Origin of the sequence: Paenibacillus sp. FSL F4-0125, from assembly GCF_038008565.1 — a bacterium.
Lineage (GTDB): Bacteria > Bacillota > Bacilli > Paenibacillales > Paenibacillaceae > Paenibacillus_AQ.
This window is the reverse complement of record NZ_JBBOZJ010000001.1, coordinates 6,279,497-6,301,401: the sequence shown is the minus strand read 5'-3', so window position 1 is coordinate 6,301,401 and position 21,905 is coordinate 6,279,497. Positions and strand designations below refer to the sequence as shown.

General features: G+C 44.2%; 16 protein-coding genes. 11 read left to right on the top strand and 5 right to left on the bottom strand.

The window, feature by feature from the left end; translation table 11 throughout:
- The first annotated feature begins 338 nt into the window (after positions 1-338).
- Together NST74_RS28080 and NST74_RS28075 are read left to right on the top strand one after the other, a co-directional pair.
- The gene (locus NST74_RS28080; RefSeq protein WP_341115537.1) at positions 339-1,106 is read left to right on the top strand and encodes a hypothetical protein; all 768 of its coding nucleotides are present in this window, start codon (positions 339-341) and stop codon (positions 1,104-1,106) included.
- Positions 1,107-1,180: 74 nt separating this feature from the next.
- Positions 1,181-4,909: an S-layer homology domain-containing protein gene (locus NST74_RS28075; RefSeq protein ID WP_341115536.1), complete on the top strand. Its 3,729-nt coding sequence runs from the start codon at positions 1,181-1,183 to the stop codon at positions 4,907-4,909.
- A gap of 60 nt (positions 4,910-4,969) precedes the next feature.
- Here the strand turns inward: NST74_RS28075 and NST74_RS28070 are convergent, their stop codons facing one another.
- Complete coding sequence (locus NST74_RS28070) at positions 4,970-5,983, bottom strand: zinc-dependent alcohol dehydrogenase family protein (protein ID WP_341115535.1); 1,014 nt, start codon at positions 5,981-5,983, stop codon at positions 4,970-4,972.
- 114 nt (positions 5,984-6,097) lie between these two features.
- Between NST74_RS28070 and NST74_RS28065 the strand changes: the two genes are divergently transcribed.
- The 4 genes from NST74_RS28065 to NST74_RS28050 all read left to right on the top strand — a co-directional run bounded on the left by NST74_RS28065 (position 6,098) and on the right by NST74_RS28050 (position 11,159).
- On the top strand, positions 6,098-6,490 hold the full coding sequence (locus tag NST74_RS28065) for a winged helix-turn-helix transcriptional regulator (RefSeq protein ID WP_341115534.1): 393 nt from the start codon (positions 6,098-6,100) through the stop codon (positions 6,488-6,490).
- Positions 6,491-6,690: 200 nt separating this feature from the next.
- Entirely contained in the window at positions 6,691-7,491 is an 801-nt protein-coding gene (locus tag NST74_RS28060) for an ABC transporter ATP-binding protein (protein WP_341115533.1), read from the top strand.
- Positions 7,484-9,142, top strand: a complete 1,659-nt coding sequence (locus NST74_RS28055; protein ID WP_341115532.1) for a hypothetical protein — start codon at positions 7,484-7,486, stop codon at positions 9,140-9,142. The genes NST74_RS28060 and NST74_RS28055 overlap by 8 nt, the downstream gene beginning before the upstream one ends.
- Positions 9,143-9,371: 229 nt before the next feature.
- On the top strand, positions 9,372-11,159 hold the full coding sequence (locus tag NST74_RS28050; RefSeq protein ID WP_341115531.1) for a putative bifunctional diguanylate cyclase/phosphodiesterase: 1,788 nt from the start codon (positions 9,372-9,374) through the stop codon (positions 11,157-11,159).
- A 92-nt stretch (positions 11,160-11,251) separates the two neighbouring features.
- Here the strand turns inward: NST74_RS28050 and NST74_RS28045 are convergent, their stop codons facing one another.
- Complete coding sequence (locus tag NST74_RS28045) at positions 11,252-12,946, bottom strand: methyl-accepting chemotaxis protein (protein WP_341115530.1); 1,695 nt, start codon at positions 12,944-12,946, stop codon at positions 11,252-11,254.
- Between the two features lie 247 nt (positions 12,947-13,193).
- Between NST74_RS28045 and NST74_RS28040 the strand changes: the two genes are divergently transcribed.
- Entirely contained in the window at positions 13,194-13,625 is a 432-nt protein-coding gene (locus tag NST74_RS28040) for a MarR family winged helix-turn-helix transcriptional regulator (protein ID WP_081389929.1), read from the top strand.
- 85 nt (positions 13,626-13,710) lie between these two features.
- On the opposite strand, the gene NST74_RS28035 is transcribed toward NST74_RS28040, so the two are convergent.
- Positions 13,711-15,570, bottom strand: coding sequence for an LTA synthase family protein (locus tag NST74_RS28035; protein ID WP_341115529.1), 1,860 nt, complete (start codon positions 15,568-15,570; stop codon positions 13,711-13,713).
- A gap of 283 nt (positions 15,571-15,853) precedes the next feature.
- On the opposite strand from NST74_RS28035, the gene NST74_RS28030 reads away from it, so the two are divergent.
- Complete coding sequence (locus NST74_RS28030; RefSeq protein ID WP_341115528.1) at positions 15,854-18,166, top strand: helicase C-terminal domain-containing protein; 2,313 nt, start codon at positions 15,854-15,856, stop codon at positions 18,164-18,166.
- A gap of 53 nt (positions 18,167-18,219) precedes the next feature.
- Positions 18,220-19,188, top strand: a complete 969-nt coding sequence (locus tag NST74_RS28025) for a Gfo/Idh/MocA family protein (protein WP_341115527.1) — start codon at positions 18,220-18,222, stop codon at positions 19,186-19,188.
- Positions 19,189-19,264: 76 nt separating this feature from the next.
- Here the strand turns inward: NST74_RS28025 and NST74_RS28020 are convergent, their stop codons facing one another.
- Both NST74_RS28020 and NST74_RS28015 read right to left on the bottom strand, forming a co-directional pair.
- Entirely contained in the window at positions 19,265-19,948 is a 684-nt protein-coding gene (locus tag NST74_RS28020) for a CidB/LrgB family autolysis modulator (RefSeq protein ID WP_339288435.1), read from the bottom strand.
- Entirely contained in the window at positions 19,942-20,316 is a 375-nt protein-coding gene (locus NST74_RS28015) for a CidA/LrgA family protein (protein WP_339288433.1), read from the bottom strand. Before NST74_RS28015 ends, NST74_RS28020 begins: the two co-directional genes overlap by 7 nt.
- A 112-nt stretch (positions 20,317-20,428) precedes the next feature.
- Between NST74_RS28015 and cidR the strand changes: the two genes are divergently transcribed.
- Together cidR and NST74_RS28005 are read left to right on the top strand one after the other, a co-directional pair.
- The gene (cidR, locus tag NST74_RS28010; protein WP_341115526.1) at positions 20,429-21,316 is read left to right on the top strand and encodes a cidABC operon transcriptional activator CidR; all 888 of its coding nucleotides are present in this window, start codon (positions 20,429-20,431) and stop codon (positions 21,314-21,316) included.
- A gap of 156 nt (positions 21,317-21,472) precedes the next feature.
- On the top strand, positions 21,473-21,742 hold the full coding sequence (locus NST74_RS28005) for an aspartyl-phosphate phosphatase Spo0E family protein (protein ID WP_341115525.1): 270 nt from the start codon (positions 21,473-21,475) through the stop codon (positions 21,740-21,742).
- Positions 21,743-21,905: the final 163 nt, after the last annotated feature.

Sequence of the window (21,905 nt, the reverse complement as noted above, 5' to 3'; positions counted from 1 at the left end):
TTTATAGTAAAGTCAATGTAATAATATGTTAAAAATAATCAATCCCGACAAAAACCATGCGAAAAATAAAAATTGATTGACAAGGGACTCTTGCATGAATAATATGGAACTTAATCGTTAGACCAATTGGAATCGACTGGACAGCCGGAGATTCAACGAAAGACGCTTAGTTAGGCGTCTCGTTGAGTCTCTTTTTATTTTAGAGAAAGGAGAAATAAGGGGTTAAGGTACAACAATGGTAGTTAAGAAGCATGGATCTACTGGACAGCCAGAGATTCAACAGGTACGTAATACGTGCCGTGTTGGGTCTTATTTTAATTGAAAAGGATGATACACATATGAAAAAGCTTACGATCTCTTTGGTTGCTGCTACTGTCGTCTTCTCCGCACTGACGTATGCCGCAGTATCCGCTAATAAAAAGACAGCAGAGGCAGCATCTATTGAAGCAAGCAGTAATATAGCAGTATCTGTTTCTGCAGCGGCTGCACCTGTAGCTACTGCAGCGGCCGCAGTCGTTGTTCAAGCAGAAGCCACATCGGCACCAGTTGTAGAAACGGTTCAGCCGGAATCTTCAGCTCCAGCAGTGGAGACTGTCTCGGCAGAAGCGACTGCTGCTCCAGATGCCACAGTAGATTCAAAGACTAAGACCGTTGCCTCAGCTACTCCTGTAGTGGGTGAAGCTGCACCTAAGGCGACCGCAGCTCCAGCGGCGGACACCGCTAAGGCTGCAACAACTACAACCACGGTTGCTGCTACTGTCAAAACACAAACCCAGACAGCAACACCGGCTCCAACCGCTGCGCCTACGACGGCTCCCAAAGCAATCGTAACCGCCAAAGCGGCTCAACCAACGTCTGCTCCTGCTGTATCTGCTCAGCCAAAGGCAACTTCGGCTCCTGTAGTAACGGCAACGGAAGCACCTTCGAAATCGAAATCCATTACTTTCTCTACAACTGAGGTGGTTAAAGCGACGGCCGCTCCAGTGGCTGAGGTAGCTCAGCCAAAGACTTCTACTAATGCACCATCATCCACCGTCAGCGCGCCAGCGCCAGCGGAACCGGCTCAAGCACCCGCACCTGCCGCTGAGGAAGAGGTTTGTCCTTGATGGGGCGCGTGCTCATTCAGGATTCCTTTCAGCAAATTCATCACATAAATCGATATAAGGCGAGGTGCACATAAATGATAAAACCATTGCGATTCAAAAAAATTGTAACGCTGCTTCTAGCAGCTTCCCTACTTGTCCTGCCTTTTCAAGCGGGCAGAGCTAATGCCGAAACGGATAACGCAGAGGCACTAACCTCTTTAGCCTCAAATAGCGGTGTAAGCCACTTTGATTATTTCAGTCATGTTTATGACCGTTTGAATGATGCTAGTCATGTATTTAAAACGGCAACCTATGAGGATATCGTTCATCTTTTTGAGAGTGAAGGCACTTACGCTGTTCTGGTTGGCGGCGCTTGGAGCGAGAATACACAGGCCGATATCGGCTTTATCAATGAAGTAGCTAAAGAATATGGCATCTCTACGATTTATAACTTTGATACTAAGCTGGACGGTGACACGCTCCAGATTGCAGACAGCAATAATAAATTTGCTTACAAATACGTTGACCTGGTAAACAAATATTTAAAGAATTTGAATCTGTCCTCGAAGGACGTTCCAGAACGCAATGTTAGCTATACCAATAAAAATGGGGATGTCGTAACTGCTAATAAGATCGAATCTCCATTTCTCTTGGTATACAACAAGGATCACAAGGATGCACAAGGAAATAGTGCTCCTGTTGTATCCTATCTGGATAAGAGCTATTCGTGGAATGAGTTCCTAACGAACGGAACGCTTGATGCTACGAAAGTTAATGCTTATAAAGCATCAGTAAGAGAGGTACTTAGTGCCGCTTCTGGGTATAGCACGATCGATGAATCTGCTTATATCAAGGCCGCATTTAACAAGAACTATGAGGGCGAAAATGAGGGCAAACCTACGATCTTCAACGAATCGGACGGTACGCTCGTGTATGAACATGTGACCTATCATCAGCTGAAGCAAATTTTGGCGAGTGATGGCAACTATGCGATTTTGTTAGGCGGCTCATGGTGCCCCAACACACAAGCGGTTATCAAATATATTAACGAGTATGCCAAGAAGCATAATATCGATAAGGTCTACTTCTTCGATACGAAGCTCGACTCTGGGGTGACGGTTGCTGAACCAAGCAACAACAGCGGCACCAAGGGCAATGCCAATCCGCACAATAATAATGAGCTTCAGATTAGAACAACCAATCATCCATATGCAAATTTGTATGTTGATTTGGTCCGTACTTATCTGACCAATATTAAGACCGAGAACAATACAGCAGCTAAACCATCTGTGATTAGTTATGTGAATGAGCTTGGAAATACTGTGATAGGAGATAGACTTCAGGTTCCATATCTGTTCACGTATAACAAGGACAACAAAGATGCAAGTGGTACTAATGCACCTATTCTAGGGCATATTGAGCTTATGTATAGCTGGACGAACATCCAACCGGATTACGTGCAGGCTAATTACCCAATTGGAGCCAGATACACTAACACTACAACAGCGCTGGATAAGCTATTCTCAAAACTTGAAGCTGTGCCTGCTGGACTTACAGGTGTAGCACCAACCGCAGCAGACAGTAAGGATGGGCAAATCTTGGGCACAAGTTCGGCCTTGGAATATAAGCTGGCTGGAGATACGGCATATACGCAAGTATCAGGTTCAGCGATTACAGGGCTTGCGCCTGGTGTTTATACAGTAAGATATGCGGCTACATCAGGATATCAAGGTCCAACGAATGCAGCGGGACCAACGATCATTCCTTATAATGCTGGAGAAGACGTAAGTGTAGAGGTGCCTGCTTATATCCATCAACAAGCAGCTCCAACAGGTCTATTAGGGGTAGCTCCTACTTCTGAAGCTAACGATGATGGTCAAATTACGGGCTCAGTTGAGGGGCAGGAGTATAAAGGTGCTGGAGAAGCAGATTATAAGCCTGTAACAGGCGTAGCCATCACAGGTCTTACTCCGGGCTTTTATAAGGTGAGATTTGCGGCAAAAGAAGGATACAGCGTAGGTAAAGATGCTACTGTTGAAGTTCCGGCCTATGGCGAGCAAGCAGCTCCTACAGGGCTAGTGGGCGTAGCGCCGACTACCGCAGCCAATAATGACGGTAAAATCACTGGGACTACGAAAGCTTTGGAATATAAGCTATCAACGGTAACCGATTATGTCTACGCAACAGATGTAGAGATCGTTGGATTGGTACCGGGGATATATCAAGTAAGATATGCAGCCAAAGAGGGATTTAATGCGGGCAGAGCAGCAGAAGTGATTGTTCCAGTATTCACTGCAGAGCAAGCAGCGCCATCCGGTTTGCAGGGGGTAGCACCTACCTCTACAGCGAACAATGATGGGAAAATTACAGGAACCACAACAGCCTTAGAATATAAGCTGTCCAGTGTGACAAATTATGTGTATGCACCAGATAAAGAGATTACAGGTCTAATACCAGGTACGTATCAAGTTCGATACGCAGCGAAAGAAGGGTATAAGGCAAGTCCAGTGACCGCTATCGTTGTCCCTGCTTATGTATCTATTTCAGACCCAGGAACAAGTGGGCCTGGCGGCAGCAATTCTGCGCCTAGCACGGCTACACCAACACCAACAGCAAGCCCTCAACTGGTTGCTGCAACAACAACCGGTAATACTGTGAATTTATCATCAACAGCAGCAACCAAAACGGATAAAACTACAGGAGTAACCACAGCTACAATCACGAAAGAAGCGGCTATCGAGCTAGTGAACCTTGCTAAAAAGGCAGAAGCGGATGGGAAGAAAGCTGTACTGGAAATTAAAGTAGCAGCTACTTCTGATACCAAAACAGCCGAGCTTACCCTATCGAGAAGCATAATTAATGAGTTAGTCTCTGGTACAAAGGCCGAGATTACCATTCAATATGAGAATGTAGGTACGATTACACTCGATGCCAAATCTTTGGCAAGTATTAGCGCAGCCTCGGATGCGGGGGATATTGTCATAACGATCGCTAAGGTTTCGTTAACGGCAGAAGGTAAGGCTGTTCTCGGCGACAGACCGGTTTATGATTTATCGGTAAAGGCGGGCCAAAGCACCATCTCTACCTTTGGTGGGGGCAGTGTCCACATCAGTGTACCCTATACGCTGCAAGCAGGAGAACAGAAAGATGCGGTCATCGTATACCATATCAATACCAACGGAAGCTTGGAGAATGTACGCGGGAATTATAACGCTGCAAAGGGAACCATAGATTTTGTTACCACACATTTCTCCCAATATATTATTGGATATAACAAGGTAAGCTTTGCGGATGTTTCAGAGACTTCGTGGTATAGCAGTGCTGTAGGTTATCTTGCGGCACGCAGTATCACATCCGGTACGGATGCAGAGCATTACAGTCCGAATGCTGCAATAACTAGAGGGCAATTTATTGTCTTACTCTTGAATGCTTACGGCATCACACCGGACGCTACCGCAACTGATAATTTTGAGGATGCGGGCAATACGTATTACACGAACTATCTCGCGACTGCTAAGCGCCTTGGGGTAGCCACAGGTTCGGGGGATAATCAATTCCAGCCAGAGTTTCAGATCACTAGACAGGAGCTATTTACACTCTTGTACCGCTCGCTCGTAGCGCTAGGTGAACTGCCATCCGAGAAGAAGGCTGCAGCTCTTTCTGATTTTAGTGATGCAGGGGAGATTGCTGGCTATGCACAGGAAGCCCTTCAGGCGCTGGTGGAAAGAGGTGTAGTAACCGGAGCGAATAGCAAGCTGAGTCCTAAAGAAGTCACTACAAGAGCGCAAGCGGCACAGGTCATTTATAATCTGCTGTCGAGATAATTAAGCAGCAGCTGTATATTACATTGGAACCCCCTGCAAAAAGGCAGGGGGTTTCTAATCTTAAAATTTAATGCAAATTTTTCCAAAGGTTGAACCCTTAGCTAAGTATTGCAATGCTTCAATAGAATGTTCAAATGGAAATACAGCATCAATGATCGGGCGAAGTCCATTTTGTTCGATCGCACGATTCATCGTCTCAAACATGTCACGGCTTCCAACATTGATGGCTTGAAGGCGCGCTTTTCTCAGAATTGCAGGGATAATTTCAAAGCCTTCCACCTGGAACCCCGACAGACCGCCTATCAGACTGATCCTTCCACCCACCCGCAGCGCCCCGATTGATTTATTTAATGTGGAAGATCCACCGAGATCAACAATATGGTCTGCTCCGCGTCCCCCTGTCAGCTCAAGAACAGCCTTATCCCATTCAGAGGTTGTTAAATAATTGACACCAAAATCTGCTCCCAAACCCTTGGCCCGCTGAAGCTTCTCATCGCTGCTAGATGTGATGATCACCTGTGCACCGTGAAGCTTGGCAAATTGAAGCGCGAATAGCGAAACTCCGCCTGTTCCTTGGATCACTATAGTCTCTCCGGCTTTCACCTTTCCTTCTTCAACAATAGCATGCCATGCTGTAACACCTGCACAAGGAAGTGTTGCCGCTTCTTCATCTGTCAAAAGATCTGGCACACGAACCAACCCCTTCTCGGGAAGCACAACATATTCTGCTAGCAGCCCATCAAGCGGACTTCCTAGCGAGCTCACCCAATTTTCTTGTGAAGGTTCTCCCGTAATCCAGCTTTGAGTAAAAATACCGCTTACCCGATCACCAATCTTGAATCTGGACGTATACTTACCTAAGGCGACCACTTCACCCACACCGTCCGATACCGGGATTAATGGTGAGCTCAAAATCGGGTTATAAAAGCCATCAATCACACCTAAATCCCTAGCGTTAAGGGAAACTGCCCGCATTTTTATACGAACTTCACCAGGACCAGGATTAGGAATTGGACGTTCGGCTGTCTTCAGGCGATCTAGGCCAAATTCACTTTGAATTTCGTATACTTTCATGAGCAATCTCTCCTTTTTGAAGTGCATAGACATACAATAATCCATAAACTACACATAAGTAAGAAGGCACTTTATAGTGTCCAGGGAACCAAAAAGTGCATAGGAGGACTTCATATGAACCATCCATTTTCGACGAATGCCGTAGAGCCTGATATCTCGTTATCGATTTGTGGGTACAGTAAGGTCCTTGACATTATCTCTAATAAATGGACAGCTTTGGTCATCTATGCCATGGAAGATGGAATCATTCGTTACAGTGATATCAGAAGAAGAATTGAGGGCATCTCTAAAAAAATGCTAACTCAAACATTGCGGCAACTGGAACGAGATGGGCTGGTCCAGCGCGAGATCACACCATCCGTCCCACCCATCGTAGAGTATTCTCTAACTCCTTTAGGGGAATCATTACTTGAACCTATGAGAGCGTTAAATCAGTGGACGAGTAAAAATTACGAATTGGTTCAACAGGCTAGAGCTTCATATGATCAAGTGGATCGAGCGGAATAATTCGCGGGGGATGATCTCTACACTTTAAGGGGGAACCAAGGGTTCTCCCTTTTGTGCTGAAAAGGGCATTAGCATTCATAGATATAAGATTAGTGAGTTAAATTATGGAGTGGGATTCAGTTGAATGATACAATTATTGTAATTGTATGAAATAGTAATTTTTAACATCGTCAATTAGTCGCTAGAGAGGGGATTAGGATATGGGCCTTACTGATGATCCAGTCATTGCGATTTCTGGTTTATGGATGAACTACACTGATCGAATGGTGCTAAAGGGCATTGACCTTAAGGTATACAGAGGACAAATCATTGGCTATATCGGCCCTAACGGTGCGGGAAAGAGTACAACTGTTAAGATTATGCTCGGTCTGGTAGAAGGTTATAACGGCAAAGTAGAGATTTTCGGTAGGGATATCGCTGATGGAGATGTCTCTTATAAGAAAAGAATAGGTTATGTGCCGGAGGTCGCTGAATTATATGATAGCCTCACCGCTAGAGAATATTTAACCTTTGTAGGCGAGTTGTATGGATTGAAGCGTAGTGATGTCGACTATAAAGCTGGAAAGTTAATGGCTTTGCTAGGTCTTGAGAAAGCCTATGATTCGAGGATCGCAACCTTCTCCAAAGGGATGAAACAAAAGGTACTGCTGATCTCCAGTATGCTTCATGATCCCGATATTTTATTCCTAGATGAACCGCTGAGCGGTCTGGATGCTAATAGTGTAATGGTAGTAAAGGAGATTTTTGCATCTTTGGCGGCACGGGGGAAGACCATCTTCTATTCTTCACACATCATGGATGTGGTGGAGAAGATCAGTAGCCGTATTGTTTTGATCGATGGTGGAGATATCGTGGCGGATGGGAGTTTTTCGGAGCTTCAAGAGAAAGGCCGTGAAGGTTCGCTGGAGGATATTTTTAATCAATTAACTGGATTTGATAAATACCGTGATATTGCTGGGGAATTTGTTGCGGTCATGCAAGAGGGATATTCTCATGACTGATTTCTATGTGCTGAAGCTTCTGGATAAGCTGCGGGGTGGGTTTAGCCGAATCGGTGTTGATTATGACGTGATGCGAAGTATTCTGCAGGTCAAATTAACGATGGACGGCAGAAGAACACCAACAGTGCTTGGTGGAATGCAGAAAAAGGAGGAGAAGAAAGAGGGCTCCCCGCTGCGTGTGCAATGGATTTATTTACTTTTTGGCGTCATGTTAATTCCTCTTATGATGTTAACGGGCAACTATATGCTGCAAATGAGCCTTGTGTTTGGTGTAGTGATGTTTATGATTACGACCACACTGATCTCTGATTTCTCTTCCGTAATGCTTGATCTTCGGGATAAAAACATACTGGCTTCCAAGCCAGTGAACCGCCGTACCTTAAACATGGCGAAGAGTATCCACATTCTTATTTATTTATTTTCAGTGACATTGACATTGACAGGCCCTTCGCTAATTCTTAGCTTGTTCAAACAGGGAGTACTTTTTTTCCTGCTATATGCTGTTGAGATCATTCTGATGGACTGCTTTATCCTCGTCATTACAGCGCTGCTTTATTTACTGATCATGAAATTTTTCGACGGGGAGAAGCTTAAGGATATTATTAATTATGTACAGATCATTTTGACTATAGGGATTACAGTAGGGTATCAGCTCGTTGTTAGACTGTTCGATATTGCTGAATTGAGCCTCTCTTTTAAACCGGCATGGTGGCAGTATTTGATTTCTCCGGTTTGGTTTGCAGCTCCATTTGAGATGTTGATTGGCGGAGCGAGAGACACACACTTCGTGGTGCTTTCGGTGTTAGCTTTAGTAATTCCGGTTCTTCTGATTGCGGCTTATATTAAGCTAATGCCTTTATTCGAAAAGAGCTTACAGAAGCTTTCAGAGCAAGGCAACGTTGGTAAAAGTAACGACCGAATGGTGGACTGGTTGTCAAAAATAACTTGTAACAACCCGGTAGAGGGTATGTTCTTTCGTTTTAGCTGGTCAATGATGAAGAATGAACGTGACTTCAAGTTAAAGGTCTATCCGGCAATCGGCTATTCCATCGTCTTCCCATTCATTTTTATATTTGGGATCTTTTGGGATGGTAATGCATCCACTATTAAGGATTCAAACACATATCTGATGATCTACTTCGGTGCGACGTTACTTCAGACGGTTGTCCTAATGCTAAGGTACTCTGCGAATTATAAAGGTTCTTGGATTTATAAGCTGATTCCTCTACCGAACACCGCACTTATATATCGTGGAATGCTCAAGGCAGCGATTGTTCGCTTACTAGTCCCTTTATTCGCTATAGAAGCGATAGTATATCTTTGGTTGTTTGGGTCGCGGATTGTGCCGGATTTAGTAGTAGTGCTGTTCGCAATGCTGATCTATGCGGTCATTTGCTTCCGTTCTTATCCCCCAGTATTACCTTTCTCAGAGCGTTATGAGGCAGCTAAACAGAAGGATTACACCGCAAACTCCTTTGGGTTGTTATTCTTGTTGATGGGGATGGCAGGTATACATTATGTTTTCACTTTGTTTACGGGTGGAGTATATATTTACTTGTTAGTTCTGGTAGTTTTGAATCTATGGATATGGCGAATTACCTTTCCAAAAAACGTATCGCCAACAAGTCATAGTTCAAATTTTCCGGCCTGAGTGGTTGTGTCAAAAATGGACATTTTTTGCGTAATAAAAAAGGGTATAAATTCCAGTATTTACTTAGACAATCTTCTGAATACAGAGTAGAATACATCTAAAGTTTCTTTTTTGGGGATCACCTATAATCTTTACGCACTCTTCCATATTTGATATTCGTGTACGGATTGTTTACTTGAGAAATACGCTGGGCGATTACGGGATTCAAAACCGGTGAAGAGGTTAACTAATGGATAAAATGGGAATCCACTTTAATGTTTGGGTTGTTTTACTATCATTGGCGTTAGTGGCGACAGCTGCTTATTCCGCACTGAATCTGATTGCGCAAGTTTCCGGTTCTAACGGCAAAGTTCGACGCATATGGCTGATTTCGGGGGCTTTTGTGCTTGGTAGCGGTATTTGGGTGCTACATTATGTTGGGATCATGGCGAGCTATTTACCCTTAGTTAATTACTATCCAGGTAGATCTATACTGTCGCTATTGGTTGGTGTGTTGTTCTGTTATTTGGCATTCCATATAACGTCTGATACACGTTTGGGAGTATGGCGCTTAATAGTAGGCGGTATTCTTTTGGGTAGCGGAATTTCGGCCATGCATTATATCGGGTTGTTTTCTTTAAGGATCGGGGCAAAGGTTTATTATGATGTGTGGACTCAAGGTGCTGCCGTAGCTCTTGTTGTAGTATCCGCTTATCTTGGAATATTGATGTTTTATAAGTTTAAGGCATGCGCGGGGAGAATGGACTATCAAGATTCATTAACAGAGCTGCCGAATCGACATGGATTGGAACACTATTTTAAAAATGAATTTTTCGGAAGTAGATCGGGTGCTGTTTTTTTTGTGGATCTGGATCGCTTTAAATCGATTAACGATACGCTTGGACATGATATAGGGGATATGCTACTACAGGAGGTTGCTGTAAGATTAATTCGTTCTGTAAGAGATAAGGGGAAGGTCTTCCGTTTAGGCGGCGATGAATTCTTGATTGCTCTCCCAGATTGCACGCTGGAAAATGCGCAGTTAGAGGCAGAACGTATTATGCATGAACTTAAGAGATTCTATCGCATTCAGGGCAATGAGCTCTATGTTACTGCAAGCATTGGAATCAGTATGACACCTTTGCATGGGACTGATCGCTCAACGCTAATGAAAGCTGCGGATACGGCTCTTTATACTTCTAAGGATTCGGGTAAGAACAAGTTCAGTGTGTTTGATCAGGAAGCTAATCGCCATCAGCTGCGACGGATGTCGCTAGAAAAAGATCTTCGTAAAGCGTTAGCTCGTTCTGAGTTTATGGTGGTGTATCAGCCCAAATGGGATTCCTATATGAATGTTACTGTAGGTCTTGAAGCATTGCTGCGCTGGAGACACCCGGAGCATGGGATCATTTCACCAGCTGAATTCATTCCTATTGCAGAGGAAACCGGACTGATCGTTCCGATTACCTATTGGATGCTGCATGATGTGTGCAGCCAGAACAAGTTCTGGCATAAGGAAGAGATAGCTAACGTACCGGTATCCATTAATATGTCCGCAAGGATGTTTGAGGATGGAAGTCTATACGATGTTGTAGCGGAAGCACTCACATGTTCAGAATTAGAGCCACACTTCCTCGAACTGGAGATTACAGAGTCCATTGCGATGCATAACATGAAAGAGACGGTTGCACAGCTGTCTAGACTTCGAATGCTTGGGGTAAGAGTATCGCTGGATGACTTTGGGACAGGCTTCTCCTCCCTTGGTAATTTGGATGAGATCCCAGTCAACACACTCAAGATTGATCAAGTATTTATTCGTAACAGCAAAATGCATTCCAAGAAAGCTATTATCAGCAATATTATTGCGATTGCGACCCATCTGAATATGGAAGTCGTGGCAGAAGGTGTGGAGACACCAGAGCAGATCGAATTGCTGAAATCACTGGGTTGTAGAGTCATGCAGGGTTATTATTACGGCCGGCCGATGCCTGTACATGAGCTGGGTGAGTGGTTTATAGCGAATACGGCAGCGTCGTAATCTCAATACATAGAAGAGGGGCTAGCGACCAAGCAGAATTTCTCTGCTTGGTCGCTAGCCCCTTTAAGGTTAAGAACTTACATGAATAAAGATTATACTTTGAAACGTTCGATAAGAATCTGCAGCTTCTCCGCTAACGAAGACAAGAAACCAGCAGCCGATTCCACTTCTTCCATTGCTGCGAGCTGCTCTTGTGAGGAGGCGGATAAGGTTTCTGCACCGCTTGCTGTCTGATTAGCGACGTCTACAATATTCTGTAGAGTAGTAACGAGACCATCGGAGATGGAGGCTAGCTCGCGGACTGTTCCGGAAATCTGCTGACTTTGTGAAGCCATCCCAGAAACAGACATCTCAATCTCGGAGAAGGATTGACCTGCTGTTACGATTAATTCCCGGCCTTGATCCATCTCTTCTGTAGAGCGCTTCATGGTTTCTCCTGCTTGGTCCATCTGATTTACGATGATGCTTACGAGTTGTCCGATTTGAGCAGCAGATTGGGCGGATCGCTCGGCAAGCTTGCGTACGGATTGTGCAACTACCGCAAAGCCTCTTCCCTCTTCTCCGGCTCTTGCAGCTTCAATGGCTGCATTCAGCGACAGCAGGTTGGTTTCTTCTGCGATGCTCGCAATCGTGCCCACAATATTCTCAATTTCCTTGGAGTAGCCGCCCAAGGTTTCAATAATGACAGCTAAATCAGTGATGCTGTCACTGACGATGCTCATCTGTTGTGTAGTAGAATCCATTGCTTCTCGACCTGTACGAGCCTTTTCGGCGTTACTGGTAGCATTATTCATTGCGTTATCAGCATTTCCTGCAATCTCTGTAATGAAGTGTGACAAGTCTTGTACAGACTTATATCCACCCTCCAAATTTTGCAATTGTGTATTAGCTCCATCGGCAAGTTCAATCGAAACGTTGACACTGTACTCACCAGCACGGTTAGTTTCCTGTGCACTGGCAGAGAGCTCTTCGGATGAAGACGCCACCTGCATGGAGGTTTCATTAACTTCGGTAATGAGCATGCGCAAGCTCTGCGTCATGCCGTTGAAATTTCGAGCTAGTGTACCAATCTCATCCTTGCTGTTGAATGAAATAGGATCATGAGTAAGATCACCCTGTGCAACAAGATTTACGCCTCTGGATAGCTTCGTTAGTGGACTTACCATTCGGCGGATTAAGAGATATGCTGCCACAATAGCAATAACTAGAATGGAAGTCCCGATAATAAAAGGCTGAACAATGATGTCTCGGGTCCGTTCTTGAATTAACGGGCCATCGAAGTTAATAGCCATTAGAGCGACTATAGGCTTGGAGGGGTCATGATCTTGATAGATGGGGCCGTAGCCCGTCTTGAGTGAGGTACCATCGTATGTATAAACCTTGGAGTATGCGGAATGCTTAGACTTAGCAATCATTTGCTTCTCTTCATCTGAGAAATAAAAAGCGTCGCCTGCTTTATAACCTCTTGCTTTGAAGCTTGAATCTGCGGCGAGGATCTTTCCATCTAGCGATAAAATGAACGCTTCTTTAAAAATAGCCTTATGTGCCACAATCCAACCGATCCGGTCCTCGACAGCCTCCAGTTTGCTTTGATCTCCTGCAATTAATGCGGTAATGTCTGATGGGTCAATCAGCCCGGTTGTAATATTGGCGCATCCTACCAATTCGATACCTGCAGCTTCGTCTACTTGCTTGTACGCAGTACGGTATCCGAAGAACCCGATGGATGATCCAACAAGAAGTAACACGATGAACATCATCCAAGTTAATTTAGTTGCCAATTTCATTCTTTGCACCAACCTTGACAAATTATGTTTTCGGTGACAATCGCTCTCACTGCTACGATTATAGCGTATCGTTAGGCCTAGAACCTTACATAGAATATAGTATTTTTGTGTCGGATATTGTAAAACAGTAGGAAAATTATGGGAATAAACGCGATTATGAAATCTTTAGTAGACAAAAGCATTGAATCCTAACCAGTTCTAGTGGTACGCTTGAGTTATTAAAAACGGATTGGGAGTTGAATTAAGGATGCCGCATCAATTAGATCCGTTAATAGAGCGTCTTGGATTATCCATGTGGAGAGTACAGCGTAAGATAATGTCTCAAATGTCATTGCATAAAGAACTTGGACTTACCGTACCTCAGATGGGTCTGTTAAATATAGTAGCGAAAGAGAAGAAATCGCGGGTAGTACAACTGGCGGAGTCTATGGAGGTCAAATCCAGTGCCATTACTGTGATGCTCGACCGCCTGGAAGCGCTGGGTTTTATTAAGCGTGAGACGGATGGATCGGACCGGAGAGCGGTTGTGGTGACCATCACCGAGCAAGGTCAGCAAATACTTGAAGAAGGACATTTCCGTTCAAAACAATTGCTTGCTGAGCATTTATCTATACTGAAGCCGGAAGAGCTGCAAAAGTTTGCGGAGTACTACCGTATGATCGAGGATCAGAAACGGTAAATCTCTGGCTCTATAGATACAGAAAGAAGGCCACCTTCTCCGGAGAGAAGGTGGCCTTCATTTGTAATACGTATCTTATGATGGCTTAGGGTTTAATTGGTTTGTCTGGCAGCTGCGTAATGTAGCTATGGGAAAGTTGTAGAAGTCTCAATGCTCGGTTGTATTCATCCTCAGTGGCAGTCGGTGCTTTTCCATTATAAATAGGATATTGGGTATTATCTTCAAAGCTGTTACCCGGAATAAGTAGACCCGAGTTGGAGATGAAAGAACCAGAAGGTAAATAATATCGCTCTGGTAGCAAATTATAAGTCTGACTGAGTAGATCTTGACCGAAAACCAGGTTGTTCTCTAATGAAATTCCAAGAAGACCGGCAGCAGTTGGCATGATATCCACTTCGCCACCGACTTGTTCTAAGGTCTGTGGTGCTGTATTGTCTCCTGCATGAATGAGCAACGGAATGTTTAGCATATCCGCATAGGTATATTCATGACCATAGATTTCAGTCATTAATTGTTTATCATCATGATCGAGAGAATAAATTGGCAATCCCATATGATCACCATAAATCATGATCACGCTGTTGTCCCATACGCCATTTGCTTTAAGCTTTTCTACGAAATGTCCAAAAGCATCATCTGCATAGTTCTGGGAACGGATATAATCACCTACAAAAGTGCCTTCATAACGCTCTGGTAGCTTCATGCGGTATTTTTCCTCAGGGATCGTGAATGGATGATGCGCTGACATTGAAATGATCTGAGCATAGAAAGGTTGACCCTCGCTATTCATGTCTTTCAGCTTGTCGGCTGTTTTACTATATAGCGTATCATCAGAAGCCCCAAAGAAGAAAACATCATCTTCACCGAAAAACTTACGATCATAATAATGGTCGAAGCCCAGCGAGTCATACAGCTCACCACGGTTCCAGAACTCTACGACATTGGTGTGGAAGGTTGCAGTCTGATAGCCATTGTCTTTAAGCAAGCGCGGCAGACTTGGAAGCACCTTATCCACATAAGACATGGTTGCCGCTCCACGTGGAGGGATGTAGGCGGAAGTGTTCACTACGAACTCTGCATCCGACGTATTCCCTTGACCAACCATTTGATAGAAATTAGGGAAATAGAGACTATCCTTCATCACCTTGTTCAAGTTCGGTGTGATCTCTTGCCCGTCTAGCTTAAGGCCAAGCAAAAAGTTCTGAAAGGATTCCAATTGAATGATAATTAGATTCTTTCCTTTAGCGATGCCATGAAGTGGAGAACTAGCCGCAGTATCAATCCCCTTCACTTGGTTGATGGCATCCTGTGTAATATCACTTGATTGCACAAGCTCCGGTTCTTCTTTCGCAAAAATCGTATAGGCTTCATAATTAAGAATACCCATCTCCTGAGCTTTCTTAATTTCGTTCATACTAGCCTTATTAGGCAAAATGTTGAACAAGCATATACCAAGTGAGACTGCGAATAGAACACTATATTTTATTTTTCCGTTACGACGGTTGATATTTTCTTTCTTATAGACCCGGCCTCTCTTATTAAAGAAGAAATAGCCTCCTAGGACAATGATATCTGTAAAAATCAGCAGGTAGTAAGGATCCATTAGTGAGAATACGCTGTTGCTGACGGCTGTGACTTGATTCACCTGCTCCGCCGCATGGTAAGTTACAATGACCCCATAATATTTAAAATACATGATAGCTGCGAAAAAGATAGCTGTTACTAATAAATTGACTGTCATGTAATATCCAAGCTTTCGTTTGGATGCGAACCGCTCAATAATACAGAAGAGCGCCCAGGCAAAAGGGATTTCTGTCAATAATGACTTCCAAGGCAGTACATCATCAAAAATGACGCCCCAAGCCAAAAATGCTTTTAGAATAAAAAGTATTGTGAAAAACACAAAAGGTTTAATGATCCAACGTTTAATATTAAAGGATGACACAGCTTCCCCCTCTTTCTACATGATAAAACGCCATTTCCCAAATAGGACGAAACAGCGTCAAGACAAAGTGACTCCATAGTAATAAAATTTATTATGCAGGGCTAGCTGGAGAAAGTCAAAAAACGAAAATACAAGTATAAGCTTTGTGGAGCGCGTAAACTTGAATAGACATGGGTGAAAGATCATGTTTATGCTATCACATGGAGTTATATAACGATTAAAGGACCAAAATAGACATTGGGAATAAAAAGAATATATAGCTAATTAAGGGAGGTGAGGATTGATGGATCATACAGTCACTCTATCCGTTAGAACTCTCGTTGAGTATGTCTTCCGCAGCGGTAGTATTGAGTCTGGATTTCATGGCACTGCCTCTATGGTTGAAGGCACACGAATTCATCAGAAGATTCAAAAGCAATATAAAGAAGGCGACCGCAAGGAGGTCTATCTGAGAACAGAAATCCCTTATGGTAGCTTACTCTATATAGTAGATGGACGCTGTGATGGTTTGCTTATTTCGGAGGATGGGAGTCTTACGGTAGAAGAAATCAAATCAACCTCCGGACTGCTGGATATGCTGGACGAAGGACATGAGGTACATTGGGCGCAGGCACTGATGTACGCATATATGGTGTCACTGGAGCAGGAGCATTCCTCTATACAGGTAAAGCTTACCTATGTCCACCGGGCAACGGATGAGCAAAAAAGCTTGTACCGAACGTTGTCTTTAGAAGAACTGACCTCATTCGCTAATGACACTGTGGCCAGATATGCTCCATATGCGGAGATGATGGTTCTTCATGATACAAAAAAGGAGCAGAGCCTTCGTGAGTTGAGTTTTCCGTTTCCTTCCTATCGAAAGGGTCAACGGCATTTTGCCGGAGCGGTGTACAAATCCATTGTGGAAAAGGTCAGTCTGTTCGCTCAGGCGCCCACTGGTATCGGAAAAACAATGTCGACCTTATTCCCTGCCCTAAAAGCAATGGGCGAAGGACAAGCTAAAGGATTGTTCTATTTAACGGCTAAGACGGTTACCCGTTTTACCGCGCAGGAAGCAATCTCGCTACTGCTGAAGCAGGGACTTCAGCTGCATGTCATCACACTTACCGCTAAAGAGAAGGCCTGTTTCCGAGAGGAAGGGATTTGCGGCAAGGATTCCTGTCCGTATACGGATGGCTATTATGATCGGATTAACGATGCGGTAATGGATTTGCTAGAGCATGAGACATTGATGAGCAAAGACACCATAGCAATGTATGCTCATAAACATAAAGTGTGCCCGTTTGAGTTCTCGTTGGATGCAGCCTATGCCTGCGATGCGGTGATCTGTGATTACAATTATATATATGATCCTCGGATCAGCCTGAAACGGCTAACGGAGGAAAGAAAGAGAGAAACGGTGCTTCTAGTAGATGAAGCACATAATCTGGTAGACCGAGGAAGGGAGATGTTCTCCGCCTCTTTGCTGAAGGCGCCTTTTCTAGAGCTCCAGCGTCAGTACAAGGGTGTTAACGGAAATTTGAGTGCTGCAGCTAAATCGGTGAATGCCTTTTTCATCTCCCTTCGTAAAATATGTAATGATGAGGGGCAGGGACAATGGGCTGCGTTCCCGGAGGAGTTACCCGCTTTGCTTGAGAATTTCTCCTTGGAAGCGGAACAGGAGCTTATACATCCAAGCACCAGCATTGTTCCTCTGAATGGGGAAGCAGAAGGTGAGAATGTTCTCCTGGATACGTATTTTTCAGTGCAAGGGATGCTTCGTACCTTTAAAACTTACGATGAACGCTACATAACCTATGCTGAGGTACGGCGCGGTGATGTGTATATCAAGTTATTCAATTTGGACCCTTCGCATTTGCTCCGGCAAATGTCCAAGAGCTTTCGAAGTCAGATTCTGTTCTCTGCTACGCTCTCTCCATTATCGTATTATCGGGATATGATCGGTGCAGTGGAGGAAGATTATAGTTTAACCGTCTCATCTCCTTTTCAGAAGGAACAGTGGGAAGTGACCGTGCTACCCGTTTCGACGCGTTATCATGACCGGGAAGCGTCCCTCCTTCCGTTGACTCGGGCGTTGAATCAAATGGTTTCTAAGAAGGGTAATTATCTGGTGTTTTTTCCATCGTACCTTTATTTGCAAAATGTATATCAAGCCTTTACGGAGAATTACCCTGAAATACGGACTTTGATACAGGACACGGGCATGAGTGAGCAGGATAGAGAAAGTTTTTTGGCTTCATTCCGTCCAGATAATGACGAGACGCTGTTAGGATTTGCTGTACTAGGTGGGATTTTTTCAGAAGGTGTGGATCTGCCGGGAGACCGTCTTAACGGGGTAATGGTTGTCGGTGTGGGTCTGCCACAGCTAGGTCTTGAGCGTAATCTACTGCGTCAGTATTTTAATGGCAAAGGTAAGAATGGCTTTGATTATGCCTACGTCTACCCAGGAATGTGCAAGGTATTGCAAGCCGGAGGCAGGTTGATTCGCAGCGAGACGGACACAGGCATTATTGTGCTTGCAGATGATCGCTTTTTGCAGAGTCCTTATATGCATTTGCTTCCCGAAGAATGGAGAGATTATCTTATCCGCTCATAAGAGGGTATAATCTATGAAAAGGTATTCATAATCAATCGGCAGGAGGAAAAAGAATGACATTAAAAGTGGGTATTGTGGGTACGGGCTGGTTCTCTAAGGTACATGCTGATTTGCTGGCAGAGATGGATGATGTCCGTTTGCAGGCGGTCTGCGGAAGCAGTAAGGCTAAAGGCGAAGATATGGCACGCCCATACGATGCTGCTGGATATGGTGATATTACGGAGATGCTGGATGCGGAGAAGCTCGATGCTGTTTATATTTGTGTGCCTCCACAATCTCATGGCGCGATTGAACGATCATTAATCAAGAGGGATATTCCCTTTTTTATAGAAAAACCGCTTAGTATGACTACTGAAATTCCCGCAAGCCTACTTCAGGATATCAAAGAACATAATTTGTTAACCTCGGTAGGGTATCATTTTCGCTATCAGGAGAACATTAAACGTCTGAAAGAAACTTTGCGTGGTGACAAGGTCGGTATGATTATGGGGCAATGGATGGGCGGCATGCCAGGCGTAGCTTGGTGGCGTGATCAGAAGCAATCCGGAGGACAATTCACAGAGCAGACTACACATATCGTCGATTTGGTGCGCTATCTAGCCGGAGAAGTGAAGGAAGTCTACGGCATGTTCGGAAACCGGATTATGCATGAGCAGAATGAAGGTGTGAGCGTGGCAGATGTAGGCACCGTATCCTTGAAGCTTGAAAATGGAATTATTGCCAATATTTCAAATACATGCGTTTTACCTGATGAGGTGGGAAGTGTAGGTCTTAGCTTCTATAATGATCGGGGACTTTTGGACTGGAACCCGGATCGTCTCTTGGAAGTGCGAAGCGGCAATAGTACCGAATTTGAGAATAAAGGAAATCCATATTTAGTAGAAAGTGAAGCCTTCATACATGCTGTACGGACGGGCGATCGCTCGCGCATTTTATGCGACTATGAGGATGGATATAAAACCCTCAAAGTTACCTGTGCAGCCTACGATTCAGCGCAAAGCGGATTGCCTGTTAAGTTCTAAGGTTCAATTCATAGAAAAAGGACATGCTACTTTAGATGTACTAAAGAGACATGCCCTTGGCCCAAGCTGGGTTAGCCTAGTGGAGGAATATCGCGAGCAAAGCTGGCGCCACGCCGATAGATAGCAGCGCGGACAGAATCATCGCAATACTGGAGATGGTTCCGGTCAGTGAACTAAGCTCGAAGGCTTTGGATGTTCCTGTACCATGTGCAGCGGTTCCCAGCGATACACCGCGCGCAATTTCATTCTCAATGCGGAAGATACGAAGTACAGTAGGGCCCATCATTGTACCAAGTATCCCGGTAATAATGACGAAGACTGCCGTGATACTTGGTACACCGCCGATACTTTGCGAGATGCTCATAGCGATCGGTGTGGTTACCGAACGTGGTACCAGACTAGCTGCCAGATCGCCGCTAACATGCAGCCATTTGGCCAGCAGAATGGAAGAGATCACCGCAACTATCGTCCCTGATAGCACGCCTGCTGCAATTTCGCCGGCGTGCTTTTTGAGTACCTTGAAGTTCTTATGCAAAGGGATGGCAAAGGCCATGGTTGCCGGTTGCAGCAAATCCGTCAGCCATTTTCCTCCCGCATTGTAAGAGTCATAAGTAATACCGGTTATGAGCAGGATGACGATCATAATCACCGGTGTGATGATTAATGGAGAGGTGTAGACTTTACCAGTAGAAGCATAGATACGTTTCGCGAGTAAATATACCGCGACCGTGAGACCAAAGAACAGCAGAGCGTTTAACATGATCTTTTCCGCTCCTTCGCTTTATAAATTCTACTGGTAAGTAATCCGGAACTGGCCATTACAACAAAAGTGCCCAAGACGACAACGGCAAGAATGCGTAATCCATCCGTTTCCAGAATATTAGCGTATTTCATTACACCTATAGCCGATGGAATGAAGAACAGTAGGAGCTCGGCGAGTAACCAAGAAGCGCCAACCTCTACCCAATTCAGACGAATAACACCGAACTCAAGCAGGAGAAACAATATAATCATTCCGAGTATGCTTCCGGGAATAGGGATATGCAATAATGGGGTCACAGCATTGATAAGTAAAGAGAATAATGTAAGTCCCGCTACCTGCAGCAAGCCTATAACAATCTTTTTCATAAGGCTTCGCTCCTTTCATGATAATGAAAGTTTACATCAATTGTTTTCATAGGTAAAATGAATAGATCGAATAAGTGACATTCCTTTTGTCTATGGATTAGGAGGCGAAATAATGGATATCCGGCAATTAGAATATTTCGTTCAAGCAGCAAGAATGAGAAGTTTCACCAGAGCTGCTGAATCACTATATATCACACAGCCTACAATCAGTAAAATGATCCGGAATATGGAGACCGAACTAGAGGCAGACTTGTTTTACCGTGAAGGAAAAAGTATAAGACTTACAGACGCGGGGGAAATTCTGTTCACCAAAGCGCAAAATATCGTGGAGTCTTTCGCTAGCTTGTCTTCCGAACTGGATAACTTACGAAATCTGGAGCAGGGTCACATCCGCATAGGCTTACCTCCAATGGTAGGGGCGAGCTTTTTTCCATCGGTGATTGGTCAATTTCATAAACGTTATCCACAGGTTACGATTCGTCTCCATGAAGATGGGGCCAAAAAAGTGGAGGAAGATGTAGAAACGGGACTGCTGGACATTGGAATGGTCGTGTTGCCTGTGGATACAGCCAAACTTCATTGTTTCACCTTTGTTGAAGAAAAGCTGAATCTTATATTGCCTATGGGACATCGGCTGGCCGAGGCGGAGCTTGTTCCGCTAAGTGAGCTGGCAGAAGAGGAGTTCGTGCTATTTCGAGAGGATTTCACGCTGCATGATCGGATTATTACGGAATGTGTAAAAGCGGGATTTCAGCCGAAGGTGATATATGAGAGTTCACAATGGGACTTAATCAGCAAGATGGTAGCTGCGGGAATGGGGATCGCATTATTACCGGAAACTATTTGCCGTGACATGGATCGTTCGCGATTGGTAGTCATTCCTTTGACAGATCCGGTAATTCCATGGCAGATTGCTATGGCATGGCGTAGAGACCGTTACTTATCTTTTGCAGCACGTGAATGGATTTCCTTTGCAAAGGGACTACTGAGAGAACAGTAACCTAATGAACTTCCCTAAGATTCAATGGATCACTCTGAACAAATAGCGATTTTATTATTGTAGATACAATGCATTTTTTTCTTTTTTTTGAAAATATGTTTTTTGGTATCATGGATTATGATAGGTGGAGAAGTTGATAGAGAGAAGGAGAGAGTTGTGACATTATATCAAGGTTCTTCCGAGAATATTTATAGAAGAGACTACAGAGAAGATGAACTGTTTGTGACTATAGAGAGCCTTAGATGTGAATTGCTGGAAGTTGCGGAGCAACGGAGTCTTAGTGACCATGCAGTATTAGAGCTAAGCGAACGATTGGACAGCTATATTTTGCTGGCACAACATAAGATGATGGAGAATTTGCGTAGTCGCAAGTCAGGCGCAACGCCCTACGGCAGAAACTCAAAAGCCGCTATTACAATAAGTTAAACTTCGATACATCCATAGAATTACACTATTACGAAGATCCAACCGATAAAGAGGAGAGAAATACGCTCCTCTTTTTGTCGTACAATCTATTGGTTGTACAATCCATAACTTTCACCTATAATGTCAATTAATAGAATCTTTTCAAGTCGAACTTTGGGGGTGC